Origin of the sequence: Streptomyces sp. NBC_01275 (assembly GCF_026340655.1) — a bacterium.
Classification (GTDB): domain Bacteria; phylum Actinomycetota; class Actinomycetes; order Streptomycetales; family Streptomycetaceae; genus Streptomyces.
The window spans coordinates 5,193,878-5,213,755 of the sequence record NZ_JAPEOZ010000001.1; the positions used below are offsets into that span (position 1 = coordinate 5,193,878).

General features: G+C 70.9%; 17 protein-coding genes. 8 read left to right on the top strand and 9 right to left on the bottom strand.

From position 1 onward, the window contains the following. Positions 1 to 43 precede the first annotated feature (43 nt). Positions 44 to 538 carry a GbsR/MarR family transcriptional regulator gene (locus tag OG562_RS22875; protein ID WP_266400680.1) on the top strand — a complete coding sequence of 165 codons (495 nt, stop codon included), beginning with the start codon at positions 44 to 46 and terminating at the stop codon, positions 536 to 538. A 30-nt stretch (positions 539 to 568) separates the two neighbouring features. Here the strand turns inward: OG562_RS22875 and OG562_RS22880 are convergent, their stop codons facing one another. Then, positions 569 to 2,077 carry an APC family permease gene (locus tag OG562_RS22880; protein ID WP_266400681.1) on the bottom strand — a complete coding sequence of 503 codons (1,509 nt, stop codon included), beginning with the start codon at positions 2,075 to 2,077 and terminating at the stop codon, positions 569 to 571. 183 nt (positions 2,078 to 2,260) lie between these two features. Here OG562_RS22880 and OG562_RS22885 point away from each other — a divergent pair, with 183 nt between their 5' ends. The 3 genes from OG562_RS22885 (at position 2,261) to OG562_RS22895 (ending at position 5,180) form a co-directional block, all read left to right on the top strand. Continuing rightward, positions 2,261 to 3,655 (top strand): ethanolamine ammonia-lyase subunit EutB, encoded by a 1,395-nt coding sequence (locus tag OG562_RS22885; RefSeq protein ID WP_266400683.1) that lies wholly within the window; start codon positions 2,261 to 2,263, stop codon positions 3,653 to 3,655. 134 nt (positions 3,656 to 3,789) lie between these two features. Then, entirely contained in the window at positions 3,790 to 4,536 is a 747-nt protein-coding gene (gene eutC / locus OG562_RS22890) for an ethanolamine ammonia-lyase subunit EutC (RefSeq protein ID WP_266409469.1), read from the top strand. 35 nt (positions 4,537 to 4,571) lie between these two features. Continuing rightward, positions 4,572 to 5,180 (top strand): Uma2 family endonuclease, encoded by a 609-nt coding sequence (locus tag OG562_RS22895; RefSeq protein WP_266400685.1) that lies wholly within the window; start codon positions 4,572 to 4,574, stop codon positions 5,178 to 5,180. A 1-nt stretch (position 5,181) separates the two neighbouring features. Here the strand turns inward: OG562_RS22895 and OG562_RS22900 are convergent, their stop codons facing one another. After that, a complete protein-coding gene (locus OG562_RS22900) occupies positions 5,182 to 6,069 on the bottom strand; it encodes a diacylglycerol kinase (RefSeq protein WP_266400687.1) in 888 nt (295 codons plus the stop codon). A 218-nt stretch (positions 6,070 to 6,287) separates the two neighbouring features. On the opposite strand from OG562_RS22900, the gene OG562_RS22905 reads away from it, so the two are divergent. Then, a complete protein-coding gene (locus OG562_RS22905) occupies positions 6,288 to 7,571 on the top strand; it encodes an adenylosuccinate synthase (protein WP_266400690.1) in 1,284 nt (427 codons plus the stop codon). Positions 7,572 to 7,632: 61 nt separating this feature from the next. Here OG562_RS22905 and OG562_RS22910 read toward each other — a convergent pair whose 3' ends face one another. From OG562_RS22910 to OG562_RS22920, 3 genes are read right to left on the bottom strand one after another with little or no spacing between them, the layout of a single operon-like run. Then, on the bottom strand, positions 7,633 to 10,056 hold the full coding sequence (locus tag OG562_RS22910) for a tetratricopeptide repeat protein (protein WP_323187546.1): 2,424 nt from the start codon (positions 10,054 to 10,056) through the stop codon (positions 7,633 to 7,635). Further along, entirely contained in the window at positions 10,053 to 10,676 is a 624-nt protein-coding gene (locus tag OG562_RS22915) for a DUF6879 family protein (protein WP_266400691.1), read from the bottom strand. Before OG562_RS22915 ends, OG562_RS22910 begins: the two co-directional genes overlap by 4 nt. Next, entirely contained in the window at positions 10,669 to 10,944 is a 276-nt protein-coding gene (locus OG562_RS22920) for a hypothetical protein (protein ID WP_266400694.1), read from the bottom strand. The genes OG562_RS22915 and OG562_RS22920 overlap by 8 nt, the downstream gene beginning before the upstream one ends. 271 nt (positions 10,945 to 11,215) lie before the next feature. Between OG562_RS22920 and OG562_RS22925 the strand changes: the two genes are divergently transcribed. The 3 genes from OG562_RS22925 to OG562_RS22935 all read left to right on the top strand — a co-directional run bounded on the left by OG562_RS22925 (position 11,216) and on the right by OG562_RS22935 (position 14,143). Beyond that, on the top strand, positions 11,216 to 13,063 hold the full coding sequence (locus OG562_RS22925; RefSeq protein WP_266400696.1) for a bifunctional UDP-sugar hydrolase/5'-nucleotidase: 1,848 nt from the start codon (positions 11,216 to 11,218) through the stop codon (positions 13,061 to 13,063). A gap of 161 nt (positions 13,064 to 13,224) precedes the next feature. Further along, positions 13,225 to 13,629 (top strand): hypothetical protein, encoded by a 405-nt coding sequence (locus OG562_RS22930; RefSeq protein WP_266400698.1) that lies wholly within the window; start codon positions 13,225 to 13,227, stop codon positions 13,627 to 13,629. A 223-nt stretch (positions 13,630 to 13,852) separates the two neighbouring features. Then, positions 13,853 to 14,143: a DUF3303 family protein gene (locus OG562_RS22935; RefSeq protein WP_266400701.1), complete on the top strand. Its 291-nt coding sequence runs from the start codon at positions 13,853 to 13,855 to the stop codon at positions 14,141 to 14,143. Here the strand turns inward: OG562_RS22935 and OG562_RS22940 are convergent. From OG562_RS22940 to OG562_RS22955, 4 genes are all read right to left on the bottom strand, one after another. Beyond that, entirely contained in the window at positions 14,140 to 14,790 is a 651-nt protein-coding gene (locus OG562_RS22940; protein ID WP_266400704.1) for a hypothetical protein, read from the bottom strand. The two genes, OG562_RS22935 and OG562_RS22940, sit on opposite strands and share 4 nt — an antisense overlap. 88 nt (positions 14,791 to 14,878) lie before the next feature. Next, positions 14,879 to 17,413, bottom strand: coding sequence for a dolichyl-phosphate beta-glucosyltransferase (locus OG562_RS22945; RefSeq protein WP_266400707.1), 2,535 nt, complete (start codon positions 17,411 to 17,413; stop codon positions 14,879 to 14,881). Then, positions 17,410 to 18,111, bottom strand: a complete 702-nt coding sequence (locus tag OG562_RS22950; protein ID WP_266400709.1) for a GntR family transcriptional regulator — start codon at positions 18,109 to 18,111, stop codon at positions 17,410 to 17,412. The genes OG562_RS22945 and OG562_RS22950 overlap by 4 nt, the downstream gene beginning before the upstream one ends. A 213-nt stretch (positions 18,112 to 18,324) precedes the next feature. Continuing rightward, complete coding sequence (locus tag OG562_RS22955) at positions 18,325 to 19,680, bottom strand: aspartate aminotransferase family protein (RefSeq protein WP_266400711.1); 1,356 nt, start codon at positions 19,678 to 19,680, stop codon at positions 18,325 to 18,327. Between the last annotated feature and the right edge of the window lie 198 nt (positions 19,681 to 19,878).

Below are 19,878 nucleotides of genomic sequence, written 5' to 3' on the forward strand. Positions count from 1 at the left end.
TGTGAAGTTAAGGAAGAGTATGAAGCCCGGGTTAAAGTGAGGGATGACCGAATCAACGGAGGCGGGGCGGGACGCCGAGGCCGTGTCCCGGTTCGTCGAGGCCTTCGCCGCGCAGCTCGTCGAGGCCGGGATGCAGCGCATGCCCGCCCGGGTCTTCGCCGCGCTCCTCTCCTCCGACGAGGGCTCGATGACCTCCGCCGAGCTGGGCGAGCAGCTGCGGATCAGTCCCGCCGGCGTCTCCGGCGCGGTGCGCTACCTGGCCCAGACGCACATGGTCGCGCGCGAGCGGGAGCCCGGCTCGCGCCGGGAGCGCTACCGGGTGCACGGCGACCAGTGGTACGAGGCCCTGACCAACCGCGAGGCCGTCCTCAAGCGGTGGGAGGGCGCCCTGCGCGAGGGCGTCGCCAGCCTCGGAGCGGACACCCCGGCAGGACGCCGGATGGCCGAGACGCTCGCCTTCTTCGAGTTCGTCGAAGGCGAGGTCTCGGCCATGATGGAGCGGTGGCGGGCGCACCGGGAGAAGACCTTCGGGGACTGAGACCCCCTGCCCCCGTACAGCCGGCGGCCGTTACCGCTCCTTCGTCTCCTCCAGCACCGTCCGCCCCAGCAGCAGATAGCGGGACGGGTCGCGTCGCTTGAGGTACTGGGCGTAGCCGATGCCGCCGGCCGCGATCAGTACGACGATCCACGGCGTCGCCTTCAGCACCAGCGACCCCGACTCCGGTCCCGCCGCCGCGCCCATGTTGGACACCAGCAGCGCCACCACCGCGAGCATCGCGACGCCGCCGAGCAGCGGGGCGGCGAAGGTGCGGAACCAGTGCCGGCTCTCGGGGTGGTGCGAGCGGAAGTACACCAGCACCGCGAACGAGCACACCGCCTGCACCACGAGGATCGCCATGGTGCCGAGGATCGCGAGCAGGACGTACGTACCGGTGTAGGGGTCCTTGCCCGCGGCCCAGAACGCGCCGATCAGGACGGCGGACACGACCGTCTGGACGAGACCCGCGATGTGCGGGGAGCCGTGCCGGGCGTGGGTGCGGCCGACGGTGTTCTTCAGGGACGGCAGGGCGCCCTCGCGGCCCAGTGCGTACATGTAGCGGGCGGCGCAGTTGTGGAAGGCCATGCCGCAGGCCAGCGAGCCGGTGATCATCAGCCACTGCATGACGTCGACCGCCCAGTGGCCGACGTACTGCTCGGTGGGGCCGAAGAAGAGGCCGAGCGGGTTGTCGGTGGCGACCTTCACGGCCGAGGACTCGCCGGTGCCCGTGATGGCCATCCAGGAGACGAAGACGTAGAAGACGCCGACGCCCAGGACGGAGATCATCGTCGCCTTGGGGATGATCTTCTTGGGGTTGCGGGACTCCTCGCCGTACATCGCCGTCGACTCGAAGCCGACCCACGACCAGAAGGCGAAGAAGAGGCCGAGGCCGGCGCTGGTGCCCTTGAAGGCGTTGACCGGGTTGACCGGGTCGATGCTGAAGCCGTCCGGGCCGCCCCCGTGGAAGGCGACCGAGATCGCCATCGCCGCCAGGATCGTCACCTCGGTCGCCAACAGGACGACCAGCAGCTTCTCGGCGACGGAGATGCCGAACCAGGTGCCCGTCGCGTTGACGGCGAGCATCAGGATCGCGAACGCCCACCACGGGACGTCAAGTCCCGTCTGGTCGTTGAGAGTCGTCGTCGCGAAGGTCGAGAAGATGCCGATCAGCGCCGGCTCGAACACGACGTAGGCGAAGGTCGCCAGGAGGCCCGACGCGAGGCCGACGGTGCGGCCGAGGCCGTAGGAGATGAAGCCGTAGAAGGCGCCCGTCGAGGTGATGTGCTTGGCCATCGAGGTGAAGCCGACGGAAAAGATTGCCAGGACGACCATTGCGACGAGGTAGCTCGCGGGGGCGCCGATGCCATTGCCCGACGACACCATGAAGGGCACGTTGCCCGTCATCGCGGTGATCGGCGCGGCCGTCGCGATGGCCATGAAGACCACCCCGAGCAGGCCCACGGCGTTGGGCTTCAGCCGGTGAACGACGCCTTCCTCGTCCGTCTTCGCCGCCGGGGCGACTGACTCGTCCACTGCCATCGGGGTGGCCCCTCTCCTGGTCGTCCGCTGGTGCACTCGCTCGTGCACTGGACCGGAACTCTGTAGCCCGAATGAGTCGGCCAAGGGTGTCGGGGCGTTAAATGTTTGTCAACCAGACCTTTAGAAATCTCCCTTGGCCCTGGCGAAATCTGGCGGCAACACGTGCCTCGTACGGTCGCGGACATGAGCCCCTACACCTCCACCCTCGGTGGCGAGCGGCACCGCTTCGACTCCCTCGCCCGCCTGCTCGCCGCCGCGAGCCCCGAACGCTCCGGCGACCGGCTGGCCGGCCTCGCCGCCCGTTCGGCACAGGAGCGGGTCGCGGCGCGCTGGGCGCTGGCGGAGGTGCCCCTCACCGACTTCCTCACCCAGCCCCTGATCCCCTACGAGGACGACGACGTCACCCGGCTCATCCTCGACACCCACGACGCGGCCGCCTTCGCACCGGTCGCCGCCCTGACCGTCGGGGAACTGCGGGAGTGGCTGCTGTCGGAGGCGGCGGACGCGGTGACCCTGGCCGCTCTCGCCCCCGGGCTGACCCCGGAGATGGTCGCGGCCGTCTCCAAGCTCATGGGCAACGCCGACCTGGTCGCCGTGGCGCGCAAGGTACGGGTCGTGACCGCCTTCCGGTCCACGATCGGCCTGCCCGGCCGGCTCGCCACCCGCCTCCAGCCCAACCACCCCACCGACGACCCGGCGGGCGTGGCGGCCGCACTGCTGGACGGCCTGCTGCTGGGCTCCGGCGACGCCGTGATCGGCATCAACCCGGCCACCGACAGCCCCAAGGCCGTACGGGACCTGCTGGAACTGCTCGACGGGGTGATCGAGCGGTATGCCATCCCCACCCAGTCCTGCGTGCTGTGCCATGTCACGACGAGCGTCGACCTCATGGAGCGCGGCGCGCCCGTCGACCTCGTCTTCCAGTCCATCGCGGGCACCCAGGCCGCGAACGCCTCCTTCGGCGTGACGCTCGGCCTGCTCGACGAGGCGCACGAGGCGGCGCGGGGGCTGGGGCGCGGCACGGTCGGGAACGACGTCATGTACTTCGAGACCGGGCAGGGCAGCGCCCTCTCCGCCGACGCGCACCACGGCGTCGACCAGCAGACGGTCGAGGCACGGGCGTACGCGGTGGCACGCCGCTACGACCCCCTGCTGGTCAACACGGTCGTCGGCTTCATCGGCCCGGAGTACCTCTACGACGGCCGGCAGATCCTGCGCGCCGCCCTCGAGGACCACTTCTGCGGCAAGCTGCTCGGCCTGCCCATGGGCCTGGACATCTGCTACACCAACCACGCCGACGCCGATGACGACGACATCGCCACCATGCTCACGATGCTCGGTGTGGCCGGGGCGTCCTTCGTCATCTGCACCCCGGGCGGCGACGACATCATGCTCAACTACCAGTCGGCCTCGTACCACGACGCGCTCTATCTGCGGGAGGTGCTGGGGCTGCGACCGGCGCCGGAGTTCGAGGCGTGGCTGGGGTCGATCGGGCTGCTGGACGAACGGGGCGGGATCCGCGAGGTGTCCGGAACCACCCATCCACTGACGGCGATCGGACGGGAGTTGGCGGCATGACGAACGACCAGGTGTCTCAAGTCCCCGAGGTGTCTCAAGTCCCCGAGGCATCTCGAGTCTCCGAGATGTCCCACGTGTCCGCGGTATCGCAAATCTCCGAGGTGTCCCAGGTGTCCCCGATACCTCACATACCCATGGCGAACGGCGAGTTGTGGACCGCGTTGCGCCGCCGCACCCAGGCCCGCATCGGCCTCGGCCGGGCCGGTTCCGCGCTGCCCACCCGCCACCGCCTCGAACTCCAGGCCGCGCACGCCGCCGCCCGGGACGCGGTGCACTCGCCGTTCGACCCGGACGCGGTCGCGGGCCGGCTGCCCGGCATGCCGACGGTCCGCGTCCGCAGCGCTGCCCCCGACCGCCTCACCTACCTCCAGCGCCCCGACCTGGGCCGCCGCCTGCACCCCACAGACCGGGCCCATCTGCCCGTGGGGGACTGGGACGTGGTCTTCGTCGTCGCCGACGGGCTCTCCAGCCGGGCGGTGCACGAGCACGCGGCACGGATGGTGCGCTCCACGGCGGACCGGCTGGGGGAGACCTGGCGCGTGGCCCCCGTCGTCCTCGCCGAACAGGCCCGGGTGGCCCTCGGCGACGACGTGGCGGCGGCGATGGGAGCGAAAGCGGTCGTGGTCCTGGTCGGCGAACGCCCCGGAATGTCGGCCGCGGACTCCCTCGGCGCGTACCTGACCTACGCCCCGAACCCCGGCGTCACCACCGACGCCGACCGCAACTGCCTGTCCAACATCCGGCCGCCCCTGGGCCTGGACTACGAGACGGCGGCGGCGAAGCTGGCGGGGCTCATGGAGCGGGCGCGGGAGCTGGGGGGCACGGGGGTGCGGCTGAAGGACGAGACCGACCCTGATGGCGTAGTCGAGCCGCTACTCTGAGTTGTGGCTGGTCCGCAACAAGGGGAGGGCGCATCATGACACTCATGGCAGAGGGACCGACGATAAGCGACACCGAGCCCGACAGCTTCGAGGAACTTCTGGACATCCTCGACGAGCTGAACCTGCGAGACGGCTTCAAGGCAGAGATCATCAGGGGGAGCGTCGTCGTCTCGCCGTGGTCGAAGGCCTATTACTACGACGTCCTGGAGTCGGTGTGCGACCAACTGCGGCCGCACCTTCCTGAAGGACATCGGATCAGCTACGGCCCGTTCCTGTTCGTGTTCCCGAACTCCGAGCGCGCCTACGGCCCCGACATCCACGCCGCGCATCGGAGCGTCAGTCGGCACACGAGCAACCATTTGGACGGCGAAGCGCTTTCCTTCGTCGCGGAACTCACCTCCCCCTCCACCCGGGACGACGACCTGACCGACAAGGTCGAGGTCTACGCCAAGGCGGGCGTCCCCGTCTACCTCGTACTCGACATGAAGAAGGAGCAGGCCATCGTCTACGGGTCCCCCTCCGCGACGGGCTACGAGGTCCGCTTCAGCAAGCCCTTCGGCGAGAAGCTCCCGATCCCCGCTCCCTTCGACTGCACCCTCGACACGACCGGGTTCCACCCGCCTGGGCAGACCACCCAGCCCTGAGTCACCGCCCCGGCAGCATCAACCCCAGCGCCCCCTCCCGCACCGTCCACGTCCGCCTCCGTACCGGCCCCGCGACCTGCGCGTCCGCCCGGTAGCGGAAGTCCGCGCCCGAGACGGTCACCGTCCGCCCCAGAGCCGTCAGCGGGGGCGCCTCCGCGCCCATCGACAGCGGGCGCACCTCCACGAGCGCCGTGCCGGCCGGGCCCGGGGTCACCGACACCGCCTCCACCGGCTGGTCGAGGTCGATCAGCGTCACCCCGTCGACCTCGATCCGCAGCCGGGCCGGTCCGGGCGGGGAGAGGGCGGAGGCGAGGCCACGGGAGGGCCGGGACGGCGCCAGGGTCCGTACGAGGGACTGGTACGTCCGCAGCCACGGCCGGGCGGCGGCGGCCTCCGCCAGCGGCCCGCCCCCGGTCGCCTCCTCCGCCCGCTCCTCCTGCGGAGCCGGCGTGGCCGGCGGGATCCGCAGCGCGCCCAGCACCACCCCGTCGCTGTCGTCGACCAGCAGGTCCAGCCGCCGCTCCGACCCGTCCAGCGCGGCGCGGGCCGCCGCCACCGCGCCCGTGGGCACCCCCAGGGCGTGCGCGACGCCGAGCGTGCCGCCCACCGGCACCACCGACAACAAGCACCCCGCCAGCTCCCGCTGCCGGTGCAGCAGGCCCACCGTCCGCAGCAGCGCACGGTCGTCGCCGACCACCACGGGCCGTCGCGAACCGCGCCGCGCGAGAACCCGGGCGAATTCCTCCGGGCCGTCCGGCAGACACACCTTGGTGCTGGCCGCACCCGCGCTGAGCACGTCTTTCGCGATCCTGACGGACTCCCCGTCCGCCCTCCGGGCGACCGGATCGATGATCACCAGCAGCTGATCCGGCGTCGCGAAAGTCGCCACCTCGGTCCTGCCTCGCTTCCTCGGGTAGCATCTTTGTGCAAGAGCCCCTTGCGCTATTGCGCCAGGGGCTTCGTCTATTCCGGGGCATCCGGGTCCGACGGAGTGTGGCCGGCGACGGTCACGGTGCGGCCAACGACGGCCGCGGTGCACGTGGTGGAACGATCTGCCGCGTACGCCCCTGACCTTGGACATGCCCCACCCGGAAGGGGTGTACGCGCGTGCCCGCACTTGTGCTGCTCGGTGCTCAGTGGGGTGACGAAGGCAAGGGAAAGGCCACCGACCTGCTCGGTGGCTCGGTGGACTATGTAGTGCGCTATCAGGGCGGCAACAACGCCGGCCACACGGTCGTCGTGGGCGACCAGAAGTACGCACTCCACCTCCTCCCTTCCGGAATCCTGTCTCCCGGCTGTACGCCGGTCATCGGTAACGGCGTCGTCGTCGACCCGTCGGTCCTGCTCTCCGAGCTGAGCGGTCTGAACGAGCGCGGAGTCGACACGTCGAAGCTGCTCATCAGCGGCAACGCGCACATCATCACGCCGTACAACGTCACTGTCGACAAGGTGACGGAACGCTTCCTCGGAAAGCGCAAGATCGGCACCACCGGCCGGGGCATCGGACCGACCTACGCGGACAAGATCAACCGGGTCGGCATCCGCGTCCAGGACCTCTACGACGAGTCGATCCTCACGCAGAAGGTCGAGGCGGCCCTCGACGGCAAGAACCAGCTGCTGACCAAGCTGTACAACCGCCGCGCGATCGCCGTCGACCAGGTGGTGGAGGAGCTGCTCGGCTACGCCGAGAAGCTGGCCCCCTACGTCACCGACACGGTCCTGGTCCTCAACCAGGCCCTGGAGCAGAACAAGGTCGTCCTCTTCGAGGGCGGTCAGGGCACGCTCCTGGACATCGACCACGGCACGTACCCCTTCGTCACCTCGTCGAACCCGACCGCGGGCGGCGCCTGCACCGGCGCCGGCGTCGGCCCGACGAAGATCAGCCGGGTCATCGGCATCCTGAAGGCCTACACGACCCGCGTCGGCTCGGGCCCGTTCCCGACCGAGCTCTTCGACGAGGACGGCGCGGCCCTGCGCCGCATCGGCGGCGAGCGGGGCGTGACGACCGGCCGGGACCGCCGCTGCGGCTGGTTCGACGCGGTCATCGCCCGGTACGCGACCCGCGTCAACGGCCTGACGGACTTCTTCCTCACCAAGCTCGACGTCCTGACCGGCTGGGAGCAGATCCCCGTCTGCGTCGCCTACGAGATCGACGGCAAGCGCGTCGAGGAACTCCCGTACTCGCAGTCCGACTTCCACCACGCGAAGCCGATCTACGAGACCCTCCCCGGCTGGTCCGAGGACATCACCAAGGCGAAGACGTTCTCCGACCTCCCGAAGAACGCCCAGGCCTACGTCAAGGCGCTGGAGGAGATGTCCGGCGCCCCGATCTCCGCGATCGGCGTGGGCCCGGGCCGCACCGAGACGATCGAGATCAACTCGTTCCTGTAGCCGACCCCAGCGCGACGGCGACCTCGGCGGAGACCCCGCCGGTCGCCGTCGCGCACCCGTCTCAAGCGGTTTCCGCCAGCCGGTGTTCGAGCCCGTCGCGCATCGTCGTCGCTCGTGGGTCGTCGAAGTCGGACAGGAGGCGTAGCGCCTCCGCCCAGTGCCGACGTGCTGTCCGCCAGGCCTCGGGGGACTCGTCGAGCAGGGCCGAGCCCAGGCCGTCCAGGGCCAGGGCCTCGTGCCAGGCGTCGTGCAGGCCGTGGTGGGCGGCGGCGGCCTGTCGGTGGAAGTCGGCCGCCTCTGCGGGACGGTCGAGGCGACGGTAGACCTCGCCCGTGTGGTGCCACGCGAACGCCTGTTTGCTGCGGTCTCCGAGCTGGAGCTGCAACGCGGCGGACCGCTGGTAGGTGGTCAGGGCGTCGGCGAACTTGCCGGCCGCCTGCTGGGCCTCCCCGAGAGCGAGCAGCCAGTAGGCCTCCAGACGGAGGTTGCGCAGACCGAGGGCGATGTCGACCGCCGCCTGAGCCGAGGACAAGGACTCCTCGACGTCGCCCTGTTCCCGCTGGAGCCCGCTCAGCAGGCGCAGGACGTTGCCCTCGCCTCGCCGGTTGCGCAGGGCGCGGTGTGCCGTCAGCGCCTGCTCGACGGCCGTCGCGGCCTGCGGAAGGCGTCCGGCCCGGTAGTGGGTGGTGGCGAGGTTGGACAGCGCGGTGGCGGTCCAGTGGGCCGAGCCCTGTTCCTGGAAGTCGGCGATGGCCTGCTCGAAGTGGCGGGCGGCGGCGTCCAGCTGCCTGCGGTGGAGGTGGTTCAGCCCGATCAGGTTGCGTGAGTGGGCGGTGTTGAGCCGGTCGCCCAGTTCCTCCCAGATCTCCAGCGCGCGTCGATGGCATGCGAGGCTCGCGGCCAGATCGTTGACCCGTGCGTAGGCCATGCCGAGGTCCGTGAGCAGCAGGCCCTCCGCGGCCCGGTCGCCGGCCCGGCCCGCCGCCTCCAGCCCGATACGGCCCACGCCCAGCCAGTCGGCGCCCGCGGCCGACGGGAACTGCGCGTGCCACAGCACCGCGCACAGCTGCCAGGCGAGCCGGTCGTCCTCGACGGCGGCCGCGGCGCGGACCGCCTGAAGGATGTTGGGGTGCTCCCGCTCGGCCCAGTCCACTGCCGCGTCGTAGTCGGCGAAGGTCAGCGGGCGTACCCCGTCCGGGGGCGCCGGGAGAGCCAGGCGGTCCTCGTCGGGGCTGATCCAGCTCTGTGCCGCGTCGGTGGTGTGGAGATACCACTCCAGAACGCGGCGCAGCGCGCTTCTCCGCTCCTGTGGGGGCTCCTCGTGCTGTGCCTGGTCGAGGGAGTAGGCGCGCAGCAGGTCGTGGAACTGGTAGCGGTCCGGGGCGGTCTGTTCCAACAGGTGAGCCCCGACCAGGGAGTCCAGCAGCTGGCGGGCCCGGATCGTGGTCACCCCGGTGAGGGCCGCGGCGGCGGCCAGGCTGAACTCGGGGCCGGGATGCAGGCCCAGCAGACGGAAGAGCCGGGCGGCCTGGTCGGGAAGTGCGCGATAGGACCAGGCGAAGACGGTGCGGACCGCTTCGGATTCGTCGTCGTCGCCGGTGCTCAAGGCGTCCCACAGGGCGGACTCGTCCCGGAGGTCGGCCGTCAGATCGTGCAGTCGCATGTGGGGATGGCTGGCGGCCCGTTCGGCGGCGATGCGCAGGGCCAGGGGCAGCCGCGCGCAGAGCCGGGCCAGTTCGGCGAGTTGCTGTTCGTCGTCCTGCGGCCGGTAGCCGGCGGTCACGGCCCGCAACAGGGCGATGGCCTCGCGCTCGGGCAGCGTGCCCAGGGTGAGTCGGCGCGCTCCGTCCCGGACGGCGAGGCCGGACAACCGGCTGCGGCTGGTGACGACGACGAGTGAGCTGGCGCCGCCGGGCAGCAGCGGGCGGACCTGGGCCACCGTGGCCGCGTTGTCGAGCACCACCAGGGTCCGGCGGTCGGCGAGGAGCGAGCGGTAGAGCGCCGCCGCCGCGTCGAGGTCCTGCGGCACGGACGGCGCACGGACTCCCAGCGAGGTCAGCAGACGGTGCAGAGCCTCCTGGGCGGTGACCGGCTGCCCCGGGTCGTACCCGCGGAGATTGACGTAGAGCTGACCGTCGGGAAAGCGGTCGCGGACCTGGTGGGCCCAGCGCAGCGCGAGTGAGGTCTTGCCGGCGCCCGCGGTCCCGGCGATCACGTACACCGAGACGACGAGCGGACCGCCGCTGTCGTCCGTCAGCACCGCGTTGAGCTCGTCGAGTTCGTCGGTTCGGTTGACGAAGCCGCGTACGTCGGCGGGCAGTTGCCGTGGCGTGGGCGTCGTGGAGCCGTCGCGGTCCGGCGCGGTCGCCTGTTCGTGGAAGTGGATTCCCCCGGTGATGTCCCTGGCCTGCACGACGTCGCGGGACGACGTCTCCGACAGTTCGGAGTGCGTGCTGCCGGGCCGCTCGTCGTCGGCGCCGGTCACAGTGCTACGGGCGGGGGCAGGTGCGCCACCTCGCGCTCGAAGTAGGTCCGCACGTCTTCCCCCGTCTCGTAGAGCTTCCTGATGTAGTTCTCCCAGCCTCTGACCAGCTCCTGGTCGGTGTAGCGGACCGCGCCGACCGTGGCGCCGGTCTCGGTGTAGAGGACCTGGAAGAGGGTGCTGCGGCCGAGGACGACGATCTCCGGCAGCCGCCCTTCGCGCTCGGCCGAGGCCACCTGCTCGGCGCTGACGACGTGGATCCGCTCGCCGTACTCCGCGCGCTGGCGATGGGAGTGGAGCTCCCACTGCGCATACGGCGACAGCGGCTGCTCCACCACCCGCACGCGGTGGAAGAGATGGCCCTTGCGCCGGTCTTCGCGGGCGGTGGCGTGCAGGGCTTCGCGCCGGTCGTCGAGCAGCCGCAGCGCCAGCTCCCACTCGCCCCGCCGCAGCGCGTCCCGGCTGGGGCTGCCCTCCTCCTCGAAGTGCTGCCGTCGCTCCAGCTTCCAGGAGTCCGTGTCGCGGATCGCCGCCTCGCGGGTCCGGAAGTCGCGTTTGTAGGCGGCCAGGGTGAGGCTGTGCCCCTGCTCGGGCGCGAGGATCGGGGGAAGGAGGTCAAGCATCGGCGATGTCCTCCCCGGCCGCCCTGAGCATGTTCCCCGGGATGACGACCAACCGCTCGTCCGGGGCGAGGCGTACGCCGTCCGGGAGGCGGGAGCGGTAGGCGCCGGTGAGGTCCCGGCCGATGACAGCGATGTCGCCGTTGTCCAGCTGCCAGATGTCCGGGCACTCGTCACGGCCGTCCGAGTTGCCTAACTCCTCGGCCGACTTCCCCAGCCTTCGTTCGAATAACGCTGACGGGTCGGCCTCCCAGGCGCGGGCGCGGGTCATGTACCGCCTCCAGTCGATGTCTTCGCTTAAATGGCACAACCACCCACTACGGATTGTAGCCAATTCGATACGGAGGACAACGGGGCGTCAGGCCACCGTGCCCAGGCCCTCCCGCCCCGCGCCGCTTCCTCGCCCCACGCCCCTGCTGCCCCCCATGCCCTTCCTTGACCGGCCCATGGCCTGCTCCTGGTTCCGCCCGGAACTGGCGGAACGCAACCATCTACGCGGGTAGTGCCGTTCCTCCAACCTCCCCCCGTTTCAGGAGCCCCGAATGCACGTCAGCCCCGTCGACCCCGTCGACAACCCCATGAACCGCCGTGAGTTCGTGCAGAAGTCGGCCGTGACCGGAGCGGCGGTGGCCATCGCGGGAACGGTCGGCGCCGGCACCGCCGAGGCCGCCGAGAGCAAGCGCCCCAGACCGCCGAAGTCCCCCCGCACCTGGTCCTTCTCCATCCTGGGCACCACCGACCTGCACAGCCACGTCTTCGACTGGGACTACTACAAGGACGCCGCCTACACGGACGCCAAGGGCAACTCCGTCGGCGTCGCCCGGGTCGCGACCCTCGTCAAGCAGCAGCGCGCGGCGAAGGGCGAGGACCACGTCCTGCTCGTCGACGCCGGCGACATCATCCAGGGCACCTCGCTGGCCTACTACTTCGCCCGCGTCGCCCCGATCACCGGGACGGACGGCAAGAAGGGCCCCCGGCACCCGATGGCCGTCGCCATGAACCACATGCGCTACGACGCCGCCGCCCTCGGCAACCACGAGTTCAACTACGGCATCGAGGTGCTCAGGAAGTTCGAGCAGCAGTGCCGCTTCCCGCTCCTCGGCGCCAACGCCCTGGACGCGAAGACCCTGCGCCCCGCCTTCGCGCCGTACACCGTGAAGCGGATCCGCGTCCCCGGCGCCCCGGACATCAAGGTCGGCATCCTCGGCCTCACCAACCCCGGCATCGCCCTGTGGGACAAGGACAACGTCAGCGGGAAGATGGTCTTCCCGGGCCTCGTCGAGCAGGCGAAGAAGTACGTGCCCCGGCTGCGCGCGCTCGGCTGTGACGTGGTCTTCCTGACCGACCACTCGGGTCTGGACGGGAGTTCGTCGTACGGCGACGAGCTGCCCTACGTCGAGAACGCGTCCAACCTCGTCGCCCAGCAGGTCCCGGGCATCGACGCGATCCTGGTCGGCCACACCCACGTCGAGGTGCCGTCGTACACCGTCAAGAACGAGGAGACCGGCGAGGACGTCCTGCTCTCCGAGCCGTACTGCTGGGGCTACCGGCTCAGCGTCTTCGACTTCGAGGTCGAGCTGGAGCACGGCTGCTGGAAGGTGACGAGCAAGACGGCCCAGACGCTCAACCCGAACACCGTGGACGAGGACCCGGAGATCAGGAAACTCCTGGAGGCCGACCACGAGTTGGTGGTGAAGTACGTCAACACGGCCGTCGGCACCTGTACGTCCGACCTCTCGGCGGCGGAGTCCTGCTGGAAGGACGTGCCCATCATGGACTTCATCCACGAGGTCCAGACGCAGACCGTCAAGGCGGGCCTGTCGACCGCCGACGCGGCCCTCCCGCTGATCTCGGTCGCCGCCCCCTTCAGCCGCACCGCCGACATCCCGCAGGGCTCCGTCACCATCAAGGACATCGCGGGCCTCTACATCTACGACAACACCCTGTACGGAAAGAAGCTGACGGGCGCCCAGCTCAAGGACTACCTGGAGTACGCGGCGAAGTACTACCACCAGGTCCCGGCGGGCACCGCCGTCGACACGGCGACCCTCACCAACGCCAACAACTTCTGGGACTACATGTACGACACCGCCGCGGGCGTCTCCTACGAGATCGACATCGCGCAGGCGGAGGGGTCGAGGATCAAGAACCTCGCCTACAACGGGACCGCGGTCGCCGACGACCAGGTCTTCGTCGTCGCCGTCAACAACTACCGCGCCAACGGCGGCTCCGGCTACCCGCACATCGCCGCCGCCGACATCGCGTACAGCTCCACCAACGAGATCCGCCAGCTGATGATCGACTACGTGGTGGCCAAGGGCGCCCTGGACCCGGCCGACTTCGCGGTCGCCAACTGGAAGCTGACCCAGGCGGGGACGCCGGTGTTCTGAGGGGCCGGGGGCGGCCTCCCGGGCGCCGTGGTCGCGTGGCGGTGGGCATCGGAACGAGGGCGACATGCGCCGCATACAGCGCTCGTTCCTGCCCTATTCTCGACTTACGACGCATACCGTCGGCCTGGTCGGCCCGGCCGGCCTCAGGGAAGAGGGTGTCCGTGGAACCGATCGCACCTGCGCTGCTGATGGCCCTGGCCGGAGGAACGTTGGGCGCGGCCGGACAGCAGGTCTGGGCGTCCCTGTGGAGCCTGGTCAGGCGCCGGTCGACGGAGGGGCTGCCGGACGGGGAGTCGCGCGGCGAGGACGAGTTGACGGCGCTGGACGCGGCGCGCGACGACGAGGCACGGGCCCGGGAGCTGGCCGAGGCGCTGGCCCTGCGGGCCCGTCAGGACCCGGCGTTCGCCAGGGCGTTGGACGCCTGGCGGCGCGAGGCCGAGGCGGTGGACGCCACCCCGACCGGCTCGGGCGATGTGCGCAGCGAGATCTCCGGCGGCGTCTTCCACGGCACGGTCGTCCAGGCCCGGGACATCAACGGGTCCGTGCACTTCGGGGGCCGGTCGTGACGGGTCGGCCGTGACGGGTCGGCCGTGACGGGTCGGCCGAACGGAAGCTCATGATCGAACAGTTGCGACCCCGTTGATCGTCTTGCGTTCCGAGTCGTCGGCACCGTTCCGCGCCGCCCGCATATGCGTACATATCCAGCATAACGGCCCAAACAGGCATATCGTGAAGCTGTGTGACCGCGCGCGCCGCCCGGAAGAAGTCGACGAGAAGAAGGTGAGTGCGATGCGCATGATGCTGAAGGCGTCCATGGACACCGAGAAGGCCAACGAGGCCATCCGGAACGGGACTCTCGGAAAGCTGCTCGAGGAGTCCATGGAACAGATCAAGCCCGAGGCGGCGTACTTCACCGCCGAGGGTGGCCGGCGCACCGCCTTTCTCGTCTTCGATCTCCAGGATCCCTCCGACCTCCCGTCGATCAGCGAGCCGTTCTTCCTCAACCTGGGCGCCGACCTCACCTACACCCCGGTGATGAACGCGGAGGACGTCGCGAAGGGTCTCGCCAAGATCCGCTAGCTGAAGACGATCATCGACCCCTGCGCGAGGCTCCGGGTGGCCGCCGCGTGCAGTCCCAGCCAGACGTGCCGCTCGCGGGCGAAGGGGCTCGGGTCGTACGGCGCCGGTACGGCGGGCTCCTCCAACTCCGTGGGCGCGGCGGGCGGTTGGGGCGGTGCGGGCGGGTTCGTCGGGTCGATGCCGATCGACGGGGCGACGAACTCCAGTTCCCGCAGCAGGCACTGGGCGGAGCCCAGCGGGCCGCCCCCGGCGAGGAGTTCGTCGTTGGACAGCGGGGCGGGGAAGTCGACGGGGACGTACGCGCCCGCGTGGTCGTAGTGCCAGACCAGGTGGGACTGCTGGGCCGTGCCCTCGAACATCTCCAGCAGCTGCTCGTAGTCGCCGCCGAGTTCGTCGACGGGCGTCACCGGCAGTCCGCACACCTGGAGCAGATAGGCGCGGCGCAGGAAGTGCAGGGCGTCGTAGTCGAAGCCGGCCACCGGGGCGACGTCTCCGGAGAGGCCGGGCATGTACTGGTACACGGGCACCGGCGGGAGTCCCGCCTCCGCGAGCACCTTGTTGTACTGCGCGAGTTCCTCGGCGAACGGATTGTCGGGGGTGTGGCACAACACGTCGACGAGCGGCACCAGCCACAGGTCACAGGCCAAAGAAAGCTCCTCACTCAGCGCGTCGCGTTCCCGGCCGGTGTTCCCGGTCGGCGTTCCCGGTCAGGAAGGGTAGTCGGTACGGCGCACGTCAGCGCCCCTCGTGCGCCGTCGCGTGCAGGTCCCATACCCACACACCGCCCACCTGCCTACCCGGGCGGCCCACCAGTTTCCGTACGGTCTCCCGCAGCCGGTCGTCGTTCTTCTGCGGGGCCAGCACCAGCGCGCCCGCCCGCCAGTACGCGAGGTCCTGGCGGGCCTCGGCCCGCGCACGGGCGTCGATCACCGGGACCACGCCCGTGTACCGCACGTCCCGCAGCAGGCTCGCCGTCCAGCGCAGCGGGACGCCGTAGACGCCGGTGCGGTCGCCGTCGCCGTACGGTCCGTTGAAGTAGCCGCCGGGCATCCGGAAGCCGAGGCCGGCCGCGGTCTGCCAGTGCAGCGCCTCGGCGTCCTCGGGTTCGGCGAGCGGCACCGGGACCAGGGTCTCGCCGGCGCGGACGTACGACTTCCAGGTGCCGTCGGTGAAGAAGGCGGGCGCCTCGGTGCGCGGCTCGGACTTCAGGGGGGCCGGGACGAGGGGGAGCAGGGCGAGGCAGACGGCGAGGAGTCCGGCGTACTGCGTGCCGAGGCGGCGGGCGCGGGCCAGGTCGCCGATCGCCAGGGCGAGCAGCATGCCCAGCGCGGGGGCGCAGACCAGCGCCACCCGGCTCTCGATGACCGACTCGAAGAGCGGGAGGCCGTCCAGCAGGGCCCAGGGGCCGGGGACCGTGGTGTCGGTGAGGGGGAGCGGGACACGGGGGCCGAGCGAGAGCACGGCCGCGCCCGCCGCGGTGCAGGCCAGCGCCTTGACGGCGGGCCGCCGCCACAGCCGTACGGTGATCGCGAGGGCGAGCAGGGCCAGGGGCCAGCCGTAGAAGGCGTTCTGCTCGGTCGGGTTGAGGGAGAGGGCGTCGGCGCGGGCGGCGTCGCCCGCGATCAGGGAGCGCTCGGCGAAGGAGAGCAGCGCGCGCACGGAGTTCGCGGTGCCGACGGCGTCGCCGTGGTCGATCCCGGTGTAGCTCTGCGGGCCGGAGAACTGCCAGGCCAGCGGGTAGACGACGAGCGGCAGACAGACCGCGGCGGCGATCGCGAGGCCGCGCAGCACAGGGCCTACGGCTCTCCGCGCCACCTGCGGGCGTACGGCGGCGTAGGCGGCGGCGAACAGGAGCATGCCGAGGGCGGCGAGGAGGAGCGGCTCCTCGCCGAGGAAGAACTGGTAGGCCGCCAGCAGGCCGAGGGCGATCGCGTCCCGGGTGACCCGCGCGCCGGTCGTCAGACGCAGGGCGCGGTCGATGATCGGCGGGATCATGAACAGGACGACGAAGTTGGGGTGGGCGTTGGCGTGGCTGACCATCGGCGGCGCGAACGCGGCGAGGGCGGCTCCCGCGAAGGCCGCCCCGCGCTGGCGCACCAGCCGCTTCACGATCAGCCGGTACCAGGCTGCGGCGGTCGCGGCCAGGCCCAGGGTCATCACGAGGCTGAGAGCGAGGGCCGGGCCGAGGAGCAGGGTGACGGGGGTCAGGGGGACCGACAGGCCCAGCATGGCCGTGTTGGCCATCAGGTTGACGCCGTCGGGGAAGCCCTGGAGGTCGGTGAAGAAGGGGTTGCGCAGATGGGAGACGTTGTCGGCGGTCACCGCGAAGAACCACTCCCACTGGTTCTGGTCCTGGAGGGAGTCGGTGAGGTAGCGGTGCGCCGGGTCGAAGAAGCGGCCGGAGCAGAGCGCCACGGCCATCGCCAGGAAGAGGAAGGCGGCGAGCATGTCGGCCGGGCGGGGGCGGGGGAGGCGTATGCGGGCCAGGTCGACGAGGAACCGCAGGTAGTCCGGCGGGCGGATCTTCGAGCCGGGGCGGTGCGACCAGTGCACCGGCACCTCGGCGACCGGCCAGCCGGACCGCTGGAAGTGGCGCAGCACCTCCACGTCGATCGCCCAGCCGTTGACCCGGGAGGCGGCGAACGCGGCGCGGGCCCGGTCGCCGTCGAACAGCTTGAAGCCGCACTGGGTGTCCCGGATCCCGCGGACCGAGGTGGCGCGGATCAGCGCGTTGCCCGCCGTGCCGACCAGCTCGCGGACCCGGTGCTGCCGCTCGCCCAGGGTCGCCCCGGGCACGGCACGCGAACCGATCGCCGCCGCCGCGCGTCCGTCGGCGAGCGCCGCCTCCAGCCGTTCCAACTCCTCTGCCGGGGCGGCGAGATCGGCGTCCGTGACCAGGACGCGGCGGCCCCGGCTGGCGGCGACCCCGAGGCGCAGGGCGTGGCCCTTGCCCCGGCGGGCGGGCGCGGAGACGAGCCGCAGCCGCGGGTCCCGGCGCAGGGCGACGATCTCGCGGGTGGCGTCGGTGGAGCCGTCGTCGGCGACCAGGATCTCCCAGGTCCCCCAGCGGTCCCCGGCCCGCTCGGCACGCTCCAGATAGCGGGTGAGCGCGTCGAGGGTGGGGCCGAGCCGTCGTTCCTCGTTGTAGGCGGGGACGACGACGGAGAGGTCGAGGACGTCCGCCTCGGCCGTCCTGGTCGCCGTCTTCTCGAGTGCGCCGGTGTTCTCGAGTGCGCTGTTGGAGACCGTGCCGTTGGACTTGGACGTCACCGTGCCGCCAGTCGCTCGATCAGGGCGACGGAGTGGGCGTTGTACGCGGCGAGTATCGCGCGGGCGGCGAAGGTGTCACGGCGGTACAGGGCGTCGACGAGCTCGGTGTGCCCGGCCCACAGCTGGCCGCGCAGCTCCGTCAGCCGGCGCAGATGCTGCACCGTGCACACCCAGGACTGCACGCGCAGCCGGTGCAGGAAGTCGGAGAGATAGGCGTTGCCGAACATAGCGCTCAGTTCGCGCCAGAACCGCAGGTCGTAGCCGATGAGGACGGTGAGGTCGCCGGCCGACGCGGCCCGCTGGGCCTCCTCGCCGCGCCGGCGTACGCCCGCGATGGCGGCGGCTATCCGCGGTTCCTCGAAGTCCTGCCGCCGCTGGCGGCCCTCGTCCAGGAGGAGGAACATGCCCTCGATGATCAGGCTGCGCGCCTCGATCATGCCCCGGAAGTCCTCGGCGGAGTACTCGTGGACCCGGAAGCCCCGGTGCTGGTCCGCCTCCAGCAGCCCCTGCGCCGACAGGTCGACCAGGGCCTCGCGGACGGGGGTCGCGGAGACGCCGTACTGCTCGGCGATCTCCTTCACCGTGAACTCCTGCCCGGGCTGCAGCCGCCCCGCCAGCACCTCGTCGCGCAGCGCGTCGGCGATCTGCTGCCGCAGGGTGTTGCGCGTCACGGCGGCGTTGCCGGTGCTGCCGGGCATGGTCGGGGCGTCTCCCTCGGGTGTGCGAAAAAATGGCGTGCTCGTCGTTATGTACGAGCACGCCACCTTACGCGTTCGAGGATTTCAAGCCCCTGCTGCTGCGGGGTGATCTCGTCGGCCCTCGCACGGTGATCTCATCGGCCTTCACGCCGTGATCTCATCGGCCCTCGCACCGTGATCTCATCGGCCCTCGCACCGTGAACTCGGCGGTCCTCACACGGTGAACTCGTCGGCCGCCGACAGTGCCGTGTCGAGGGCCGCGAGACCCTCCTTGACCTCGGACTCCGAGACGTTGAGCGGCGGCACGAAGTGGGTGCGGTTCATGTTCACGAACGGCCACACACCGGCCTTCTTGGCCGCGGCCGCGAAGGCGGCCATCGCCGCGTTGGCCTCGCCGGCCGCGTTGTACGGCACCAGCGGCTCGCGCGTCTCGCGGTCCTTCACCAGCTCCAGCGCCCAGAACATGCCGACGCCGCGCACCTCGCCGACGCTCGGGTGCCGCTCGGCCAGCGCCCGCAGGCCGGGCTCGACGACGGACGCGCCCAGGTTCTTCGCGTTCTCGACGACGCCCTCCTCCGCCATGACCTCGATCGTCGCGACGGCGGCGGCACAGGCCAGCGGGTGCCCGGAGTACGTCAGACCGCCCGGGTAGGGCCGCTTGCCGAAGGTCTCCGCGATCGCGCCGGAGATGGCGACCCCGCCGAGCGGCACGTATCCGGAGTTCACGCCCTTGGCGAAGGTCATCAGGTCGGGCGTCACGTCGAACAGGTCGGCCGCGAACCACTCGCCGGTCCGTCCGAAACCGGCCATGACCTCGTCCAGGATGAACACGATCCCGTGCCGGTCGCAGATCTCGCGCACACCGGCGAGATAGCCGGGCGGCGGCACCATGATGCCCGCGGTGCCCGGGACGGTCTCCAGGATGATCGCGGCGATCGTGGCCGGACCCTCGAAGGCGATCGTCGTCTCCAGGTGCTCCAGCGCCCGCGCGCACTCCTGCGCCTCGGTCTCGGCGTAGAAGCGGGAGCGGTACAGGAACGGGGCCCAGAAGCGCACGACCCCGGCCGTGCCGCTGTCGGAGGCCCAGCGGCGCGGGTCGCCGGTGAGGTTGACGGCCTGCTGGGTGCCGCCGTGGTACGAGCGGTACGCCGACAGCACCTTCGTACGCCCGGTGTGCAGCCGGGCCATGCGCACCGCGTGCTCGACGGCGTCCGCGCCCGCGTTGGTGAAGAAGATCTTGTCGAGGTCGCCGGGGGTGCGCTCGGCGATCAGCCGGGCCGCCTCCGAACGGGCCTCGACGGCGAAGGCGGGCGCGAAGGTCGTCAGCTTCGCGGCCTGCTCCTGGATCGCGGCGACGACCTTCGGGTGCTGGTAGCCGATGTTCGTGTAGACGAGTCCGCTGGTGAGGTCGAGATACCGCTTGCCGTCGTAGTCCCAGAAGTACGACCCCTCCGCGCCGGCCACGGCGAGCGGGTCGATGAGCTCCTGCGCGGACCAGGAGTGGAAGACATGCGCGCGGTCCGCGGCCTTCACGGCGGCGCCGGCCTGGGGGTTGGGCTGAGGGGTCATGTGAGTGAGCGTAAATGTCCGCGATGCGGAAGCGGTATCGGCGTCCTGTTCCCTGGACGGGGCGATTCCGCGACAGGTTGTCGCGTATGCGGGGCGATTGTCGCGGGGCGGGCGGGGCCGAGGGCCGGCAGATTGACAGCATGCTGTCTAAAAGGCAGTATGCTGTCATAGAGAGCGAATCGAGAAGCAGACCGAGGA

Bases quoted from the DNA above. Each gene is read 5' to 3' on its own strand.
- OG562_RS22935 (WP_266400701.1), top strand. From the start codon at position 13,853: ATGCGCATGATGCTGAAGGCGTCCATGGACACCGAGAAGGCCAACGAG.
- OG562_RS22875 (WP_266400680.1), top strand. From the start codon at position 44: ATGACCGAATCAACGGAGGCGGGGCGGGACGCCGAGGCCGTGTCCCGG.
- OG562_RS22885 (WP_266400683.1), top strand. From the start codon at position 2,261: ATGAGCCCCTACACCTCCACCCTCGGTGGCGAGCGGCACCGCTTCGAC.
- OG562_RS22880 (WP_266400681.1), bottom strand. From the start codon at position 2,077: ATGGCAGTGGACGAGTCAGTCGCCCCGGCGGCGAAGACGGACGAGGAA.
- OG562_RS22895 (WP_266400685.1), top strand. From the start codon at position 4,572: ATGACACTCATGGCAGAGGGACCGACGATAAGCGACACCGAGCCCGAC.
- OG562_RS22925 (WP_266400696.1), top strand. From the start codon at position 11,216: ATGCACGTCAGCCCCGTCGACCCCGTCGACAACCCCATGAACCGCCGT.
- eutC (WP_266409469.1), top strand. From the start codon at position 3,790: ATGGCGAACGGCGAGTTGTGGACCGCGTTGCGCCGCCGCACCCAGGCC.
- OG562_RS22920 (WP_266400694.1), bottom strand. From the start codon at position 10,944: ATGACCCGCGCCCGCGCCTGGGAGGCCGACCCGTCAGCGTTATTCGAA.
- OG562_RS22955 (WP_266400711.1), bottom strand. From the start codon at position 19,680: ATGACCCCTCAGCCCAACCCCCAGGCCGGCGCCGCCGTGAAGGCCGCG.
- OG562_RS22915 (WP_266400691.1), bottom strand. From the start codon at position 10,676: ATGCTTGACCTCCTTCCCCCGATCCTCGCGCCCGAGCAGGGGCACAGC.
- OG562_RS22950 (WP_266400709.1), bottom strand. From the start codon at position 18,111: ATGCCCGGCAGCACCGGCAACGCCGCCGTGACGCGCAACACCCTGCGG.